This window comes from Streptomyces sp. NPDC047085 (assembly GCF_040643735.1).
Classification (GTDB): Bacteria; Actinomycetota; Actinomycetes; order Streptomycetales; family Streptomycetaceae; genus Streptomyces.
Genome location: NZ_JBEYUW010000007.1, coordinates 346,247 through 362,416 on the forward strand (window position 1 = coordinate 346,247; position 16,170 = coordinate 362,416).

At 71.3% G+C, this 16,170-nt stretch carries 12 protein-coding genes and 3 pseudogenes; 10 read left to right on the forward strand and 5 right to left on the reverse strand.

Annotated elements, in window-relative coordinates; all coding sequences use genetic code 11:
• Positions 1-371: 371 nt before the first annotated feature.
• Positions 372-479, reverse strand: a pseudogene (locus ABZ865_RS25205) (alpha/beta hydrolase); the annotation flags it as partial.
• 391 nt (positions 480-870) lie between these two features.
• On the opposite strand from ABZ865_RS25205, the gene ABZ865_RS25210 reads away from it, so the two are divergent.
• The 3 genes and pseudogenes from ABZ865_RS25210 to ABZ865_RS25220 all read left to right on the forward strand — a co-directional run bounded on the left by ABZ865_RS25210 (position 871) and on the right by ABZ865_RS25220 (position 3,719).
• On the forward strand, positions 871-1,098 hold the full coding sequence (locus ABZ865_RS25210; protein WP_361234471.1) for a ferredoxin: 228 nt from the start codon (positions 871-873) through the stop codon (positions 1,096-1,098).
• Positions 1,095-2,465, forward strand: a pseudogene (locus ABZ865_RS25215) (FAD-dependent oxidoreductase); the annotation flags it as partial. The gene ABZ865_RS25210 and the pseudogene ABZ865_RS25215, both read left to right, overlap by 4 nt.
• Before the next feature lie 33 nt (positions 2,466-2,498).
• Positions 2,499-3,719, forward strand: a complete 1,221-nt coding sequence (locus ABZ865_RS25220; protein WP_361234604.1) for a cytochrome P450 — start codon at positions 2,499-2,501, stop codon at positions 3,717-3,719.
• 399 nt (positions 3,720-4,118) lie between these two features.
• On the opposite strand, the gene ABZ865_RS25225 is transcribed toward ABZ865_RS25220, so the two are convergent.
• The gene (locus ABZ865_RS25225; RefSeq protein WP_361234474.1) at positions 4,119-6,503 is read right to left on the reverse strand and encodes an excinuclease ABC subunit UvrA; all 2,385 of its coding nucleotides are present in this window, start codon (positions 6,501-6,503) and stop codon (positions 4,119-4,121) included.
• A gap of 259 nt (positions 6,504-6,762) precedes the next feature.
• Between ABZ865_RS25225 and ABZ865_RS25230 the strand changes: the two genes are divergently transcribed.
• From ABZ865_RS25230 to ABZ865_RS25245, 4 genes are all read left to right on the forward strand, one after another.
• Positions 6,763-7,203 carry a helix-turn-helix transcriptional regulator gene (locus ABZ865_RS25230; protein ID WP_361234477.1) on the forward strand — a complete coding sequence of 147 codons (441 nt, stop codon included), beginning with the start codon at positions 6,763-6,765 and terminating at the stop codon, positions 7,201-7,203.
• A 9-nt stretch (positions 7,204-7,212) separates the two neighbouring features.
• Positions 7,213-7,623 carry a VOC family protein gene (locus ABZ865_RS25235; RefSeq protein ID WP_361234480.1) on the forward strand — a complete coding sequence of 137 codons (411 nt, stop codon included), beginning with the start codon at positions 7,213-7,215 and terminating at the stop codon, positions 7,621-7,623.
• A gap of 147 nt (positions 7,624-7,770) precedes the next feature.
• Positions 7,771-9,357 carry a M1 family metallopeptidase gene (locus ABZ865_RS25240; RefSeq protein WP_361234483.1) on the forward strand — a complete coding sequence of 529 codons (1,587 nt, stop codon included), beginning with the start codon at positions 7,771-7,773 and terminating at the stop codon, positions 9,355-9,357.
• A 191-nt stretch (positions 9,358-9,548) separates the two neighbouring features.
• Positions 9,549-11,534 (forward strand): peptidoglycan recognition family protein, encoded by a 1,986-nt coding sequence (locus tag ABZ865_RS25245; RefSeq protein ID WP_361234485.1) that lies wholly within the window; start codon positions 9,549-9,551, stop codon positions 11,532-11,534.
• Positions 11,535-11,640: 106 nt separating this feature from the next.
• Here ABZ865_RS25245 and ABZ865_RS25250 read toward each other — a convergent pair whose 3' ends face one another.
• Positions 11,641-12,273, reverse strand: coding sequence for an amidohydrolase family protein (locus ABZ865_RS25250; protein ID WP_361234488.1), 633 nt, complete (start codon positions 12,271-12,273; stop codon positions 11,641-11,643).
• On the opposite strand from ABZ865_RS25250, the pseudogene ABZ865_RS25255 reads away from it, so the two are divergent.
• The 3 genes and pseudogenes from ABZ865_RS25255 to ABZ865_RS25265 all read left to right on the forward strand — a co-directional run.
• Positions 12,248-13,061, forward strand: a pseudogene (locus ABZ865_RS25255) (cytosine permease); the annotation flags it as partial. The gene ABZ865_RS25250 and the pseudogene ABZ865_RS25255 sit on opposite strands and share 26 nt — an antisense overlap.
• Positions 13,062-13,221: 160 nt before the next feature.
• Positions 13,222-13,581, forward strand: a complete 360-nt coding sequence (locus tag ABZ865_RS25260) for a DUF779 domain-containing protein (RefSeq protein ID WP_361234491.1) — start codon at positions 13,222-13,224, stop codon at positions 13,579-13,581.
• Between the two features lie 75 nt (positions 13,582-13,656).
• Positions 13,657-14,895, forward strand: a complete 1,239-nt coding sequence (locus tag ABZ865_RS25265; RefSeq protein WP_361234494.1) for a phosphodiester glycosidase family protein — start codon at positions 13,657-13,659, stop codon at positions 14,893-14,895.
• A gap of 1 nt (position 14,896) precedes the next feature.
• Here ABZ865_RS25265 and ABZ865_RS25270 read toward each other — a convergent pair whose 3' ends face one another.
• Together ABZ865_RS25270 and ABZ865_RS25275 are read right to left on the reverse strand one after the other, a co-directional pair.
• Positions 14,897-15,091, reverse strand: a complete 195-nt coding sequence (locus ABZ865_RS25270) for a hypothetical protein (protein WP_361234496.1) — start codon at positions 15,089-15,091, stop codon at positions 14,897-14,899.
• 102 nt (positions 15,092-15,193) lie between these two features.
• Positions 15,194-16,057: a phosphatidylinositol-specific phospholipase C/glycerophosphodiester phosphodiesterase family protein gene (locus ABZ865_RS25275; RefSeq protein WP_361234499.1), complete on the reverse strand. Its 864-nt coding sequence runs from the start codon at positions 16,055-16,057 to the stop codon at positions 15,194-15,196.
• Between the last annotated feature and the right edge of the window lie 113 nt (positions 16,058-16,170).

The following is a 16,170-nucleotide window of genomic DNA, read 5'->3' on the forward strand; positions in this document are numbered from 1 at the left end:
GCGCCTCGGCGCGGGCGAGGGCCTCGTTGCACCCCTGCTGGGCTCAGCCACGCGACCGTTGCCATCGACCAGAGCAAGCGGCGACGGCCGAACCGTGACGACGGTGCCGGAGCCCTCAGCTTGGGAAGTTGCGATCATTTGCAGGCGGGTTGGGCGCTGACCTGGACGAACGGCTGTGATGCAGCTTCGTCGGGCCCGGTTGCTTTCACCGTGGTTCCCCGCTGTTCCCCGCTGGATCTGGTGAGCTTGTGGTGCGGCCGTGGGGGTACACCACGGCCGCAACCTTCTGGTCCGTAGCTCTGGCCGGATCGGTCAATGACGGCCGCACCGGCCCCTGGGCGGGCCCGGAGGGACGCTACCGTGCGGGGCGCCGGTGCGGATGCGGATCCGGGCGTCCACAGGATGCCGGGGATCTCACCGAGGGTGAATTCGCGTTCGAGGACGCCGTCGTCGAGGCGCTGCTCAGAAGTGAATCGCATGGTCGTGCCTTTCGGGAGTGCTCTTGAACAGCGCTCCCGGACGACCTATCGCCCGACCGTGACCCCGGAGGGGAGCACCCATGTCGATACCGCGTTCACGGGTACCACCTCCTCCTTCTCTCGCACGGCCTCCGGGGCGCCGGTATCGGTGCCGCTGTCACGCTGATTCTCTGACGGCATTCCGGCGCACCGTGCCACACGGTTTCCGTCGAAACGGCAATCCAAAAGAGCGCCGCTTACGTAACCAAAAAGTAGCCGCAACCACGGATACGTCCCTAGCCAGCAGCCGATCCCTTAGCCGCGATGATCAATTCGCGGCCGAATCCCCCGTCGCGCGCCGGAGTGGCGCCGGCTTGAGGGTCTGCAGCTCCCACTCCCTGTGGAGGTCTGGGTGAAGGTTGTCGTTGATCTTTCCCGATGTAAGGGGTACGCGCAGTGCGCGTTCCTGGCTCCGGAGGCGTTCCGGATGCACGGCGAGGAAGCGCTCATGTACGACCCGAACCCCGACGACGCCCAGCGCAACCAGGTGCTACGCGCCGCGGCGGCCTGCCCGGTCCAGGCGATCCTGGTCGACCAGCTGGAGGCGCGGCACGCACCGGCGGAGGCGTCGCAGTCATGACCAATGCCGACAACCTGCAAGCGTTCAAGCGCGATGGCCGCATCGTGGTCGTAGGGGCGTCACTGGCCGGACTGCGGGCCGCGGAGGCGCTACGAGACGAGGGCTTCACCGGATCGCTTACCATGATCGGCGACGAGCTGGGCGAGCCCTACGACCGGCCTCCCCTGTCCAAGCAGCTGCTGACCGAGTGGGTGCCTGCCGGGGGCACCGCTTTGCCCCGCCGTCGTGGCATCGATGCGGAGTGGCTGCTGGGCGTGCCCGCCAGCGGGCTGGACCTCGCGACGAACCACGTGCGACTCGCCGACGGACGTGAGGTTCCCTTCGATCGGGTGTTGATCTCCACCGGGGTACGGGCCCGGCCGTGGTTCGTCGAGTCCGAGGCGGCCCTGGACGGGGTGTTCGTCGTACGTACGCGTGAGCATGCCGAGAGCCTGCAGCGGGCCCTCGCCGCCGGGCCTTCCCGCGTTCTGGTCATCGGTGCGGGATTCACCGGCTCCGAGATCGCCTCCGTCTGCCGAGAGCGGGACATCCCGGTGACCGTCGCCGAACTCGGGGCGGCCCCGCTGGTCGGGGCGCTGGGTGCCGTGATCGGTGAGGTTGCGGCGGACATGCAGCGCGCTCACTGCGTCGACCTGCGTTGCGGTGTCAAGGTCGCCCGGCTTGAGGGCGACGCGCACGGACGGTTTCGCCGTGCTCACTTCGACGACGGCAGTACGGTCGACGCCGATGTGGCGGTGGTGGCACTCGGGAGCATCCGCAACACCGAGTGGCTGCGGGAGTCGGGACTGGCGGCGGGCGTGTGGGGAATCACCTGCGACACGGGCTGCCGCGCCCTCGACATCAATGGCCGCGTCACCGACGACGTCTTCGTCGCGGGAGACGTGGCGCGTTGCCCGAACCCCATCTACGAATACCGGCTCATCTCAATGGAGCACTGGGCCAACGCCGTGGAGCAGGCAGAGGTCGCGGCACACAACATGGTCAGCGCCCAGGCGGACCGCCGGCCCCACCTGTCCATCCCGCTGTTCTGGTCGATCCAGTTCGGCGTCAACATCAAGTCCGTCGGCGTGCCGACCTTCGCCGACGCGGTGGTCGTCACCCAGGGATCGCTGGACGACCACCGCTTCGTCACCGCATATGGCTATCGGGGCCGCGTCACGGCTGCCGTGAGCTTCAACAACGCCAAGTGGCTGGACCACTACCGACGGTTGATCGAGACAGCCGCACCTTTCCCGCCGCCCTGCCCCACGCCGGACCAGCCGACCGACATGAAACCGGTGCCCGTCGACTTCCCCGGCCCCGCCCTGCTCGCTCAGGGCGCCACCGTGGTCGTCACAGGCCATGACCCGGGTGAACGCCGCGTCACGACCCTTCACCAGCGTCGGCAGGTGGAAGGCCAGATGACCACGACCGAGACGCCCGGCACGCTGCAACGGATCTTCGACTACTCCGCCCGGGCCGACCCGTACCCGCTGTATGCCGAGTTGCGTGAGACGCCGGTGGCTCGACAGGAGGACGGCAGCTACGTCATTAGTACCTATCGTGAGATCACGGACATACTGAATGACCCGCATCTGAGCTCCGACCTGCGCAATCTGTCGCGTCCGACGCCCTCGGTCGCGGGAGAGGGCACGGAGTCGTTCATCCACATGGACCCGCCCGAGCACGATCGCCTGCGGCGTATGGCAATGCGTCCCTTCGGCCCCCCGCACACCCCAGGGCTGGTGACCGGCATGGACGGCGACCTGACCGCCATCGTCGGCGGCCTGATCGACGGCTTCGCGGGCAAGGAGCAGATCGACGTCGTCGACGATTTCGCCCTCCCACTCCCCGTAAGCGTGATCTGTCACTTGCTCGGCGTGCCACGCGAGGACGAGCCGAGGTTCCACCTCTGGGTGAACGACATCATGAACTCGATCGACTACAACCCCAAGACCGACCCGAAGGAGAAACTGGAGAAGGGTCTACAGGCCCGCAAGGATTTGCGCCAGTGCCTCGACGGCCTGGTGGAGCAGCGCCACGGCCGGCCGGGCGACGGTCTGTTGGGCCGGCTGGCCAACGATGACGGGCCCGACGGTCGGATGGCCGACGCCGACATCGTCGCCACCGCCAGACTGCTGCTCATCGCCGGCCATGAGACCATCGTCAACCTCATCACCAACGGCATGCTGACGCTGCTGCGCCACCCGCAGGTGCTACAGCGACTACGCGACGAACCGGACCTCGTCGTGCCGCTGGTCGAGGAACTGCTGCGCTACGAACCCCCCGTGCACATCATTCCCTACCGAGCGGCGTACAGCGATATCACCGTCGGCGACACCATCATCCCCAAGGGTTCGCAGATCATGCTCATGCTGGCCTCAGGCAGCCGCGATCCGAAGCGCTTCCACGATCCCGACCGCTTCGACCCGGATCGGCGTGACAACCAGCACCTGGGGTTCGGCAGCGGCATCCACCTGTGCTTCGGCGGCCCACTGGCCCGGCGGGAAACCCAGATCGCGCTGACCGAGCTGGCACGCCGGCTCGACCGCCCCAGGCTGGTCGCCGACCCGCCGCCGTACCGGCCCAGCCCCGTTCTTCGAGGTCCGATCCATCTGGACATCGAGCAGGGTGACGGTTGACGCCGCAGCCGAGGGCAGCTGCAAGGTCGCGCCGCGGACGGCGCCCCTCCATCCCGGTGCCGACCGATCCCCCGCCGGAGGCATCGCCCTGACCGTGGCCTTGTTCGTAGGTTTCTACTCACGGCCGTAACTCGCTTGCGGCCCCAGGTCACGGCCGCGGCGCCGTAGGCGCAGAGGGGTCGGGCCCAAGGGGCCCGGCAAGGCTCGTGCCACGGCGTTGTTGGCGCTGCGTGCGGAGGTGGTCAAGCTACGAGCTCACCTCTCGTACATGTGACGCGCCGAGGCCGTGGCCACTGCCCGGGTCGAGCCCAGCCGGGGCGAGCCCAGCCGGGGCGAGCCCAGCCGTGGCCGCTGCCCGGGCCGGGCCGGGCCGAGCCCAACCGAGCCCAGCCCAGCCGGTCACCTCCCGACGTACGCCGCCAGGTGCTCGCCGGTGAGGGTGGAGCGGGCGGTGACCAGGTCGGCGGGGGTGCCCTCGAAGACGATGCGGCCGCCGTCGTGGCCGGCGCCGGGGCCGAGGTCGATGATCCAGTCGGCGTGCGCCATGACCGCCTGGTGGTGCTCGACGACGATGACCGACTTGCCGGAGTCGACCAGCCGGTCCAGCAGGCCCAGCAGCTGCTCGACGTCGGCGAGGTGGAGGCCGGCGGTCGGCTCGTCGAGGACGTAGACGCCGCCCTTGTCGGCCATGTGGGTGGCCAGCTTGAGCCGCTGTCGCTCGCCGCCGGACAGGGTGGTGAGCGGCTGGCCGATGGTGAGGTAGCCGAGCCCGACGTCGGTGAGGCGCTGGAGGATGCGGTGCGCGGCCGGGGTGTGGGCCTCGCCTGCGGCGAAGAACTCCTCGGCCTCGGTCACCGGCATCGCGAGCACCTCGCTGATGTCGCGGCCGCCGAGGTGGTAGTCGAGCACCGACGCCTCGAACCGCTTGCCGTCGCACTCCTCGCAGGTGGTGGAGACACCGGCCATGATCGCCAGGTCGGTGTAGACGACGCCGGCGCCGTTGCAGGTGGGGCAGGCGCCCTCGGAGTTGGCGCTGAACAGGGCGGGCTTGACGCCGTTGGCCTTGGCGAACGCCTTGCGGATGGGGTCGAGCAGCCCGGTGTAGGTGGCCGGGTTGCTCCGCCGGGAGCCGCGGATCGCGCCCTGGTCGACCGAGACCACACCCGCGTCGGCGGGGATCGAGCCGTGCACGAGCGAGCTCTTGCCGGAGCCGGCGACGCCGGTGATGACCGTGAGCACGCCGAGCGGGACGTCGACGTCGACGTCGCGCAGGTTGTGCGCGGTCGCGCCGCGGATCTCCAGCACGCCGGTGGGCTTGCGCACCGTCTCCTTGAGGGAGGCCCGGTCGTCGAAGTGGCGGCCGGTGATGGTGCCGCCGGTCCGCAGCCCCTCGACGGTGCCCTCGAAGCAGACGGTGCCGCCCGCCGTACCGGCGCCGGGGCCGAGGTCGACGACGTGGTCGGCGATCGCGATCACCTCGGGCTTGTGCTCGACGACCAGCACGGTGTTGCCCTTGTCCCGCAGCCGCAGCAGCAGGTCGTTCATCCGCTGGATGTCATGGGGGTGCAGGCCCGTGGTGGGCTCGTCGAAGACGTAGGTGACGTCGGTGAGCGAGGAGCCCAGATGGCGGATCATCTTGACGCGCTGCGCCTCGCCGCCCGAGAGCGTGCCCGCGGGCCGGTCCAGGGAGAGGTAGCCGAGGCCGATCTCCACGAACGAGTCGAGGGAGTGCTGGAGCGCGGTGAGCAGGGGCGCCACCGACGGCTCGGCGAGGCCGCGCACCCAGTCGGCCAGGTCGCTGATCTGCATCGCGCAGGCGTCGGCGATGCTGATCCCCTTGATCTTCGAGGACCGGGCTCCCTCGTTCAGCCGGGTTCCGTCGCACTCGGGGCAGGTGGTGAAGGTGACCGCCCGGTCCACGAACTCGCGGATGTGCGGCTGCATCGACTCCTTGTCCTTGGCGAGCATCGACTTCTGGATGCGCGGGATCAGACCTTCGTAGGTCATGTTGATGCCCGCGATCTTCATCCGGGTCGGCTCGCGGTGCAGGAAGTCCTGCAGCTCCTTCTTGGTGAACCTGCTGATCGGCTTGTCCGGGTCGAAGAAGCCGGACTCGCTGTAGAGGCGCGAGTTCCAGCCGCCGCCCTTGTAGCCGGGGACGGTGATCGCGCCCTCGTTGAGCGACTTGGAGGCGTCGTAGAGCTGGGTGTGGTCGAGATCGGTGACCGAGCCCCGGCCCTCGCAGCGCGGACACATGCCGCCGGTGATGCTGAAGCTGCGGCGCTCCTTCACCTTCTGCCCGGCACGCTCCACGGTGACCGCGCCCGCTCCGCTGATCGAGGCGACGTTGAAGGAGAACGCCTTGGGCGAGCCGATGTGCGGCGTGCCGAGCCGGCTGAAGAGGATGCGCAGCATCGCGTTGGCGTCGGTGGCGGTGCCCACCGTGGAGCGCGGGTCGGCGCCCATCCGCTGCTGGTCGACGGTGATCACGGTCGTCAGCCCGTCGAGCACGTCGACCTCGGGCCGCGCCAGCGTCGGCATGAAGCCCTGCACGAACGCGCTGTAGGTCTCGTTGATCAGCCGCTGCGACTCCGCGGCGATGGTGTCGAACACCAACGAGCTCTTGCCCGAGCCGGAGACGCCGGTGAACACGGTCAGCCGCCGCTTCGGGATCTCGACGCTGACGTCCTTGAGGTTGTTCTCACGTGCGCCGTGCACGCGGATCAGCTCGTGACTGTCGGCGGCGTGCAGCGCGGGCGACTGCGGGTCCGTCTTCTCGGCCATGCTCTCCGGTCTCCATCTGTCGGGGGGCGATCCAGCATCGAACAGTACGTCCGGCCGCCTGCCGCCGGCTGGTCTTTTCCGGCGTCTCGGCACACCCCGATGTCCACGGCCGCCACAGTACGGACGACCGGCGGGGCCGCGCTTCTCCGATCCTGACCGGCCCCGGTGACCTGCCCCACATCCCGCGCCCACCGCTTCCCACAGCGCGCCGTTCCCGCAGGTCACAGGCGCTGTCAGTGGCCGGTGTTAGCGTCGTCCCATGAACCCGCAAGACCTCGCCGCCCTCGCGCATCTGCGCCGGGCCCGGGACCTGATCGACCGGGAGTACGCCCGTCCGCTCGACGTGCCGAGCATGGCCCGGTACGCGCTGATGTCGCCGGGGCACTTCTCGAGACAGTTCCGGGCGGCCTACGGCGAGACACCGTACAGCTACCTGATGACGCGCCGGATCGAGCGGGCGATGGCGCTGCTGCGGGGCGGTATGAGCGTGACCGACGCGTGCATGGCGGTCGGCTGTACCTCGCTCGGCTCCTTCAGCTCGCGCTTCACCGAGCTGGTGGGTGAGACGCCGAGCGCGTACCGCGGCCGGGAGCACCACGCCGTGGCGGCGATGCCCGCGTGCGTGGCGAAGCTGCGCACCCGGCCGACCAGAACGCGGCCGGGACGGAGCGAGGAAGCGGCCGGGGAGGCGGCGGCCTAACGTGGTCGCATGACCATCGCGCTGCAGTACTGCCACATCACCGTCAACGACCCGGACGAGTCGCTCGGCTTCTACCGCGACGCGCTCGGCCTCGAGGTGCACAACGACGTCTCCGCGGGCGGGTTCCGCTGGGTCACCCTCGGCAGCCCGGACCAGCCGGGCCTGGAGATCGTGCTCTCGGAGCCGCACGCCGGCCGCTCCGAGGCCGACGGCGACGCCCTGCAGGAACTGCTCACCAAGGGCGTGCTGCCGAACCTCGTCTTCCGCGTGGACGACCTCGACGCGGCCTTCGAGAAGATACGGGCGTCCGGCGCCGAGGTGCTGCAGGAGCCCATGGACCAGCCCTGGGGCCCCCGCGACTGCGCGTTCCGCGACCCCTCGGGCAACCTGGTCCGCATCTCCCAGGCACCGGCGGCCTGACCCCCACCTCACTCGGACACCGAAAAGCGAGCAAATAGGTATATACACCTCACGAGTCAACTCTTGGTGACATAGTGCCGCCATGGACAACACGACTGCCGTCGGCCGGCCGATCCGTGCGGCTCTTCCCGCCCCTCGCCTCGTCCGGTGAAGGGTTCGTTCTCGCGGTCGCCGCGGGACCCGGGGCCGGGCGGAGGGGCCCGGGCCCGCGTCGGAACCCGCCGTGCGGCCCTCGCGCTGACCGGTGTGGTCGGTGTCGCGGGGGCCGCCGTCTTCGCCGTGGCCGGGCCGTTCGGCGAGCACAGGGCGCCGGTGCGGCCCGGGCACCCCGCCCCCGGCGCCTCCGCCCACCCGCCCGGCGAGGTGCCGTCCCCCGGTGCCCGGGGTGTCGGCGACCCGCTCTTCCCGCTCGACGGCAACGGCGGCTACACGGTCCGCCGCTACACCCTCGACTTCGACTGGCGTGCTCCCCGTACGCCGTTCGCGGCGACGACCACCATCAGTGCCACGGCCACGCAGGCGCTGTCCCGCTTCGACCTCGACTTCGCGGGCAACACCCTGCGTGGGGTCACCGTCGACGGCGCCCCGGCCAGGGCCGTGCGCGACGGGGACGAGTTGACGGTGACTCCGGCCAGGCCCGTGGCCCGCGGCCGCGCGTTCACGGTCCGGGTCGCGTACACCGCGGACCCGACGCAGCACCGGCACCGTGACGACGCCATCCAGGACTACGGCTGGGTGCCCACCGACGACGGGACCCTGCTGTCCCCCCAGCCGGACGGCGCCAAGATGATCTTCCCGGTCGACGACCACCCCAGTCTGCGGGCGCCGTTCACCTTCCGGATCACCACGCCCCCGGATCTGACGGCGGTGGCGAACGGGCGGCTCGTCGAACGCGTCCGGCAGCCCGACGGGCGGATCCGGTGGACGTACGACTCGGAGCATCCGCTCGCCGCCCAGCTGGTCCAGGTGGCCATCGGGAAGTTCACCGTGGCGCGGAGCACGGGCCCGCGCGGGCTGCCGGTCCGGGACGTGGTGCCGGAGGGTCTGGTCGGCGACACCGAGGCGTACCGCTCGCTCACCCCGGACCATCTGGCCTGGCTGGAGCAGCGGCTCGGCCCCTATCCCTTCCGCCGGTACGGCGTGCTGGTCGGGGACACCGATCTGCCGGTGGCGCTGGAGACGCAGTCGCTGTCCGTCGTACCGAGCGCCGACCTGCTGGGCGACCGGGTCGACGCCGAACGCAACCTCGTCCATGAACTCGCCCACCACTGGACCGGCGACAGCGTCGCGATCCGGCGCTGGTCCGACCTGTGGCTGAGCGAGGGGCACGCCCGTTTCTACGAGCTGCTCTACTCCGACACCCACGGCGGCATCAGCCTGGAGGACATGATGCGGGCCGCCTACGAACAGCACGACCAGTGGCGGCACGACGACGGCGCGCCCGCCGAGCCCACCGCGTCGACCCTCTTCCGGCAAATGCGCTACGACGGCTCGGCACTGGTGCTCTACGCGCTGCGGGAGAAGGTGGGCGAGGACACCTTCGAGCGGATCGAGCGGTCCTGGGTGACGACGTACCGGGGCCGGGTGGCCGGTACCCGAGACTTCGTCAGACTCGCCTCCGACGTGGCCGGTGAGGACCTGACGCCCTTTCTGACGCCGTGGCTGTACGGGGCGCACGCCCCCCGGATGCCCGGGCATCCCGACTGGCAGGTGGACCCTGTCGAGGGGGACTGAGCCCTCCCCCGCGGGGCGGGGCGGGCTGCCGCCGACCGGGTGGCCTGTGCCCGGGGGCTGGTCCACGTGGTTGACGCTCGGCGCGACGCGGCGCGCGAGGCAAGGAAACGTACGAGGGGTGACGTGACGGGCAGTCCCCTGTGCCCTGGTCGCATTTCTCTGGCCACGCCAACCCCATTGGAGACTCCTGTATGAGAAAACGCGCCGCCTCCCGCGTCTCCAGTGCCGTACGCGGGCACCGGCGGATCATCTGTGTGACCGCTTCGGCGGCGCTTCTGGTGCCGTTGCTGGTCGACTGCTCGGGCGATGCCGGCGCACCGGCCGACCAGCGCCTGCAGGACGACTACACCGCCGCCGCGGACGAGTTCCACGTGCCCCGAAGCGTGCTGATGGGCGTGTCCTACCTGCAGTCGCGGTGGGACTCCCACCCGGGCACCCCGAGCGTCGTCGGCGGCTACGGGCCGATGCACCTGGTGGACGAGCTCGGACCCAAGCCGCAGAAGGCGCCGCACCGCCCGAACACCCTGCCCGGCGGCACGACGGCGTCCCCGGCCGTCACGCAGCGGTGGCTCAGCTCCCCCCAGGCGGCGAACCTGCGCCGGGCGGCGAGCCTGCTCGGACTGCCGGCCGAACGGCTGCGGAACGACGACAAGGCCAACGTGCGTGGCGGCGCGGCCCTGCTCGCCGCGGCCCAGCGGCAGCTCGGCAAGCCGCTCAGTACCAACCCGCTGGACTGGTGGGACGCCGTGGCGCGCTTCCCGGGCGCGAACGACCCCACGACGGCGGCGACGTACGCGAACGACGTCTTCGAGGTGATCCACCAGGGCGCGCGCCGGACCACCGACGCGGGGCAGCACGTCACCCTCCTCGCGAACCCCAAGGTGCACCCGCACGCTCCCACCACCCAGGGCGCGCCGCGCTCGAAGGACGCCGAGTGCCCGCCGGAGCTGGCCTGTTCCTGGCTCAGCGCGCCCTATGTCGAGTACGACGACGGTGACGCGTACGGCAACCACGACCTGGCCGACCGGCCCAAGGACCAGCGGATCGACTACATCGTCATCCACGACACCGAGGCGCCCCTGGCGTCGATGCTGCAGACCATCCAGGATCCGGCGGAAGCGTCGTGGCACTACTCCATCCGCTCCACCGACGGCCAGGTCACCCAGCACGTCAAGCTCAAGGACGCGGCCTGGCACTCGGGCAGCCAGTTCGTGAACGGGCGCTCGATCGGCATCGAGCATGAAGGTTTCCTCAGGCAGCCCGACGCCTGGTACACCGAGCAGATGTACCGGAACTCGGCCCGGCTGGTGCGGTACTTGGCGAAGAAGTACCAGATCCCGCTCGACCGCCAGCACATCTTCGGCCACGACAACGTGCCCTCCCCGACCACCGACTCCATCCCGGACATGCACGACGACCCGGGTCCCTTCTGGGACTGGCGGCACTACTTCGACCTGCTCGGCGCGCCGCTGCGGGCCACGGCCGGTCCGGACAGCGACGTCGTGATGATCCTGCCGGACTACCCCCACCACTCGCCGAAGTTCACGGGGTGCACCGCGAGCGGTGTGCCGTGCGCGCCGCACGGCTCCAGCGCCGTCCGCCTGTACACGGAGCCGTCCGAGGACGCTCCGCTCATCCAGGACCCGGGCCGGCACCCCGACGGCGAGGAATCCACGGTGGACGTCAACGACCTGGGGTCGCGGGTCTCCGCGGGCCAGATGTTCGCGGTCGCCGACCGCCGGAACGACTGGACGGCGATCTGGTTCCAGGGCCACAAGGCCTGGTTCAGGAACCCGAAGGACGCTCCGACGGCCGTCGGTGCGCGCGCCCGGACGGTGACCCCGAAGGCCGGCCTGGACGAGGTCGAGGCGTTCGGCCGTGCGCTCCCGGAGGGGGACGCCTACCCGGAGGACGTGGAGGAGCAGGACGCGTCCCCGCTGCCGTACACGCTCAGCGCGGGCCAGCGCTATGTGACGCAGTCCCGGGTGCGCGGTACCTACGTCGACAGGTCGACCTTCGGCAGCACGCCGGCCCCGGTGATCAAGGGCGAGGAGCGGTACTACGAGATCCAGCTCGGCCACCGGCTCGCCTACGTCCGGGCGAGCGACGTGGACGTGCTGGAGCCGCCGGCCGCGGCGGGCCCGTCCGCGCAGTCGCCGAAAGCCTCCGGGCACTGACCCGGCGGAGGCCGGCCCGGCGCCGCCCTCGGGCGCCGTCGGGCCGGCCTCCGCCGCGTTCGTCGCCGGCGCCCGCCTTGTTCGTCGTCGGCCTCGGCCCTGTTCGTCAGAGGTGGGCGGCCCGGTGGGTGGGCCGGCCCCCGACCACCGTGAGGAGGACCGGCACGTCGGCCAGCTCGCTGTCGGGGACGTCCAGCGGGTTCTCGGCCAGGACCGTGAGGTCGGCGCGGCGGCCGACGGCGATCCGGCCGGCGACGTCCTCCTCCCCGGCGGCCCAGGCCGCGTTCACGGTGTAACCCTGCAGCGCCTGGAGCGGGGTGAGGGCCTGTTCGGGGCCGTGCGGGGGCAGGGACAGGTCGGCGGAACGGCGGTGGCGGGCGCCGGCCATGACCTGCAGGGGCGGGAACGGGGCGATGGGCCAGTCGGAGCCGAGGACGACCCGCGCGCCGGCGTCCCACAGGTCACGGCAGCGGAAGGCGCGCCCGGCGCGCTCCTCGCCGAGCCGGCGGGACCAGTTGTCGGTGTGGTCGGCCCGGGTGAACTCGCAGCAGTGGGTGGGCTGCATGGACGCGGCCACGCCGAGCCGCGCGAACCGCCGTACGGTGTCGTCGGGCACGGTCTCGATGTGCTCGACCCGGTGCCGTACGAGGGCGGGGCTCTCCGCGTGGGCCTTCTCGACGGAGTCGAGCACATGCCGGACGGCGGCGTCGCCGATCGCGTGGGTCGTGGTGCGGCACACCGACTTCGGCTACGTCCCGGAGCACCCGCTGACCGGCAGCGCGCTGTGGGCGACCGTGCTGGCCGGCGTCGCCCTGATCGCCTCGGGTCCGCTGTCGTACACCACCAGCGCCGACTTCTCCCGCTATCTGCCGCGCACCGCGTCCCCGAAGGCGGTCGCCGGGTGGACCGCGCTCGGCGGGTTCCTGCCGGGCACCGTGGTCTGCTGTCTGGGCGCGTTCGCCGCGACCGCCGTCGACATGAGCGACCCGCAGAGCGCGCTGGAGGGGCTGTTGCCCGGCTGGTTCGGCCCGGTGTTCCTGCTCGCGCTGGTCCTGGGCACGGTCGCCCTGAACGCGCTGACCGCCTACAGCGCCGGACTCGCCCTCCAGGCCGTCGGTCTGCGCATCCGGCGCTCGCGCAGTGTGCTGGTCGACGGTGTCGTCTCGGTCTCGCTGACCCTCTACGCCCTGCTCGTGTCCGACTTCCTGGACAAGCAACGTGCTGCAGCTGACCGTCGTCCTGCTCGGCCCCAGCATGGCCCTCTACGCCACCTGCTACGACGGCATCGCCCTCGCCGACGAGACCCCGGGCAGCCCCTTCTGGTACTCCGGCGGCGTCAACTGGCCCGGGGCGCTGTCGCTCGACGCGGGGGTCACCGCGTCCGCGCTCTGCGTCGACACCGCGTACACCGGCCCCGTGGCCGCGGCCCTCGGCCACGTCGACCTCGCCCTTCCGGTGGGGCTGTTGGTGACGTCGGCGCTGTACGCGCTCACGATGCGCGGGGCACGGGTGCGCGGGACGGACTGAGTCCGGCCGACCGCGCCGCTCACACGTCGCCGAGGAACCCCGGATCGGCGCCCAACTGCCGGGCGAAGCCCACGCGGCCGAAGGACGCCCGCTGGACGTGTTCCTGACGAGCCGTGAGACTGGAGCGCGCCCGACGAACCCGCTCGCCAGGACGGTGACCATGGAAGAGGTAGTCCCCCGCGTCGAACTCACCCCGGAGGCCGCCGAACTGGTGCGCCGGCTGCGGGCCGAGCACGGGCCGCTGATGTTCCACCAGTCCGGCGGCTGCTGCGACGGCAGCGCGCCGATGTGCTACCCGGACGGCGAGTTCCGCACCGGCGGCTCGGACGTGCTGCTGGCCGAACTGGCGGTGGAGGGCGTCGAGGAGCCGGTGACGTTCTGGATGTCGAGGAGCCAGTACGAGGCGTGGAGCCACACCCGGCTGATCGTGGACGTGGTGCCCGGGAGAGGGAGCGGTTTCTCCCTGGAGGCACCCGAGGGGGTTCGTTTTCTCACCCGTTCTCGCGTAGTCGACGCCTAGCCACCCCGAAGGTCCGTGCGGTCTGCTGCACTTCCCCAGAGTCCTGGGACGGTTGACGAGACATCAGGGGGCGCAGTGGCGCGACGCCGGCGGCATTCCGCAGCGAGCAGATCGGTTCTCACGGTTCTCACCGCGTTCAGCGCACTGGCCGGCGCGGCCCTGACCGGTGCCGCACCGGCCGGTGCCGTACCGGCGGGCAGACACATCACACCGGGTGTCTCCTACCGGCAGTTCGACGTGCCGACGGCGGCGGGCACGGCCCACGCCCATCTGCTCACCGTCGAGCTGGGCAATCCGCACGTCCGCCTCGACCTGCTGTATCCGGGTGCGGTGGCCGCCCGCGCGACCGTCTCGAGGCTGGCCGACTCGGCCGGCGCGGTCGCGGGCGTCAACGGTGACTTCTTCAACATCACCGAGACCCAGCACCCGGGCGTCGAGGCCACCGGCGCGACCGTGGGACCGGCGATCGCGGACGGGCAGGTGCTCAAGGCGGCGGTGCCGAAGGGCCAGCGGTTCGGGCCCTCGCTGCCGCCGGGGACGACCACGCAGGACGTGTTCGGCGTGGGCACGGACGGCCGGGCCCGGCTGGACCGCCTCAGCCTCGTCGGCTCGGTCACCACGCCGGAGGGGCAGTTGCCGCTCAAGGGCCTCAACCAGTACGCGCTGCCGGTGAACTCCGTGGGCGCCTTCACCGCGCGCTGGGGGACCGTCTCCCGGGTCCGGGCCACCTGCGGCACCGACACCGACCGGGCGGCGAAGTGCAGCACGGACACCTACGAGGTCACGGTGGAGGACGGCCGGGTCGTCTCCGCCTCCGACACCCCGGGCAGCGGGTCGATCGGTACCGACAGCACGGTCCTGGTGGGGCGCGAGGCCGGGGCGCAGCAGCTGCGCAAGCTGTCGGTGGGCGACCCGGTCACGGTCACGCACGACCTGGTGGCGGCGTCGTCCAAGGTTCCGTACGTGTTCGCGCTCGGCGGCTACCCGGTCCTGCGGGACGGCGCGCCGCTGTCCGGGCTGGACGACACCACCTCGGCCGTGCGCACCGCCGTCGGCTTCACGGACGACGGACGCCACATGCTGCTCCTCGCGCTGGACGGGGCCGCCGCCTACCGGACCGGCATGACCATCGCGGAGGAGGCGGACACCCTGCGGGAGTTGGGCGCGTCGGACGCGTTCAACCTCGACGGCGGAGGCTCGACGGAGATGGTCACGCGGGCGCCGGGCGCGAGCGCCGTGACGGTGCTCAACCACCCGAGCGGCGGCGGCGAGCGTCCGGTGCCGAACGGCATCGGGGTCTTCTCGACGCCCTGACTCAGGGCTTCAGGCCGCCCACCAGCGTGGCGGTCGCGGTGAGTCCGCTCTGGATGGTGGGCGCCACGCTGGTGCCGGCCATGAAGAAGCCCAGCAGCATGCAGACCAGGGCGTGCGTGATCTTCAGCGAGCCGTTGCGCATGAAGATCACGGCGATGATCAGGAGCAGCAGCACCACAGAGATGGAAACGGCCATCGGGAACCTCCTCCGCCACGCCCCTTGAGCGGCGTTCGGCCGCAAGTGTGGCGTAGCGGAGGGTGTGCCCGGGCGGCTGACGTGTCCCCCGTTCGTGTGGTGTTACGCGGACGGGTGGGCGTCGAGGAAGGCCTCCAGGCCGGCGAGGTCGTCGGTGTTGAGGTAGTCGACGCCGCCCGCGAGCAGTTCGGTCCACAGCGCGTCACGGGCGGGGCCGGGGGCGTCCGGGGTGGCCCAGAACCGGATCCGCTGCCCGCGCGCGTGGGCGGCGGCGGTGATGCTGCGCAGCTTCTGCCGCTCGGCCTCCGGGAAGGCGCCCACGCCCTGCCAGGTGAAGTTCAGGGTCCAGTTGTCGCTGATCAGCGGGGCGAAGGAGGCGGGGGCCGAGGTGCCGAGGTCGGCGAGCCGGCCGTCGTAGAAGGCGCGGCGCTCGGTCTGGGCCTCCATCGGGACGCGGGCGGCGCGGTCGCCGGAGATGACGGCGGTGACCGGGCCCGGGTGCACGCGGCCGTGGGCGTAGCGGGTGAACAGGTGCGGGTAGCGCCTCAGGTGGCGGTCGAGTTCGAGGTAGGTGGCGGAGCCCTCGGTCTTGATGTCGATGAGGAGCTGCACCGGCGTGCGCCAGCCCCGGTAAACGGAGCCCTGGTCGGCCTTCACCCGGGCGGCGAGCGGGTCGAGGTAGAGGGATTCGAGGGTGCGGGTGGGGTCCAGCTCGGAGGTGTCGTGCCCGACGAGGAGCTGGTCGCCGACGAGGAAGATGTCGGCCTCGACGCTGCCGAAGCGGTGGTCGAGGGCGTCGAACAGGGGCCGCGGGTGCGCGTAGTCGTTGTGGGCGTGGGCGTTCCACAGCGGGCGCGGGCCGCGGTGACCGCCGCCCGCCCAGGCCTGGCCGGCGGGCAGGGCGACGGCGCCCGTGAGGGCGGCGCCCAGAGTGGTGAGGGCTCTGCGACGGGTGATGAGGGCCATGCGCTGCCTCCCTTGAGGGACCGGACGGGACCGAAGGGAGTATGCGTGCGCGCGTCACTCAAGGGGCCCTTTCCTGCGGGTAGTTGGCCGGACCGCTGTCCTCTGTTCACTTC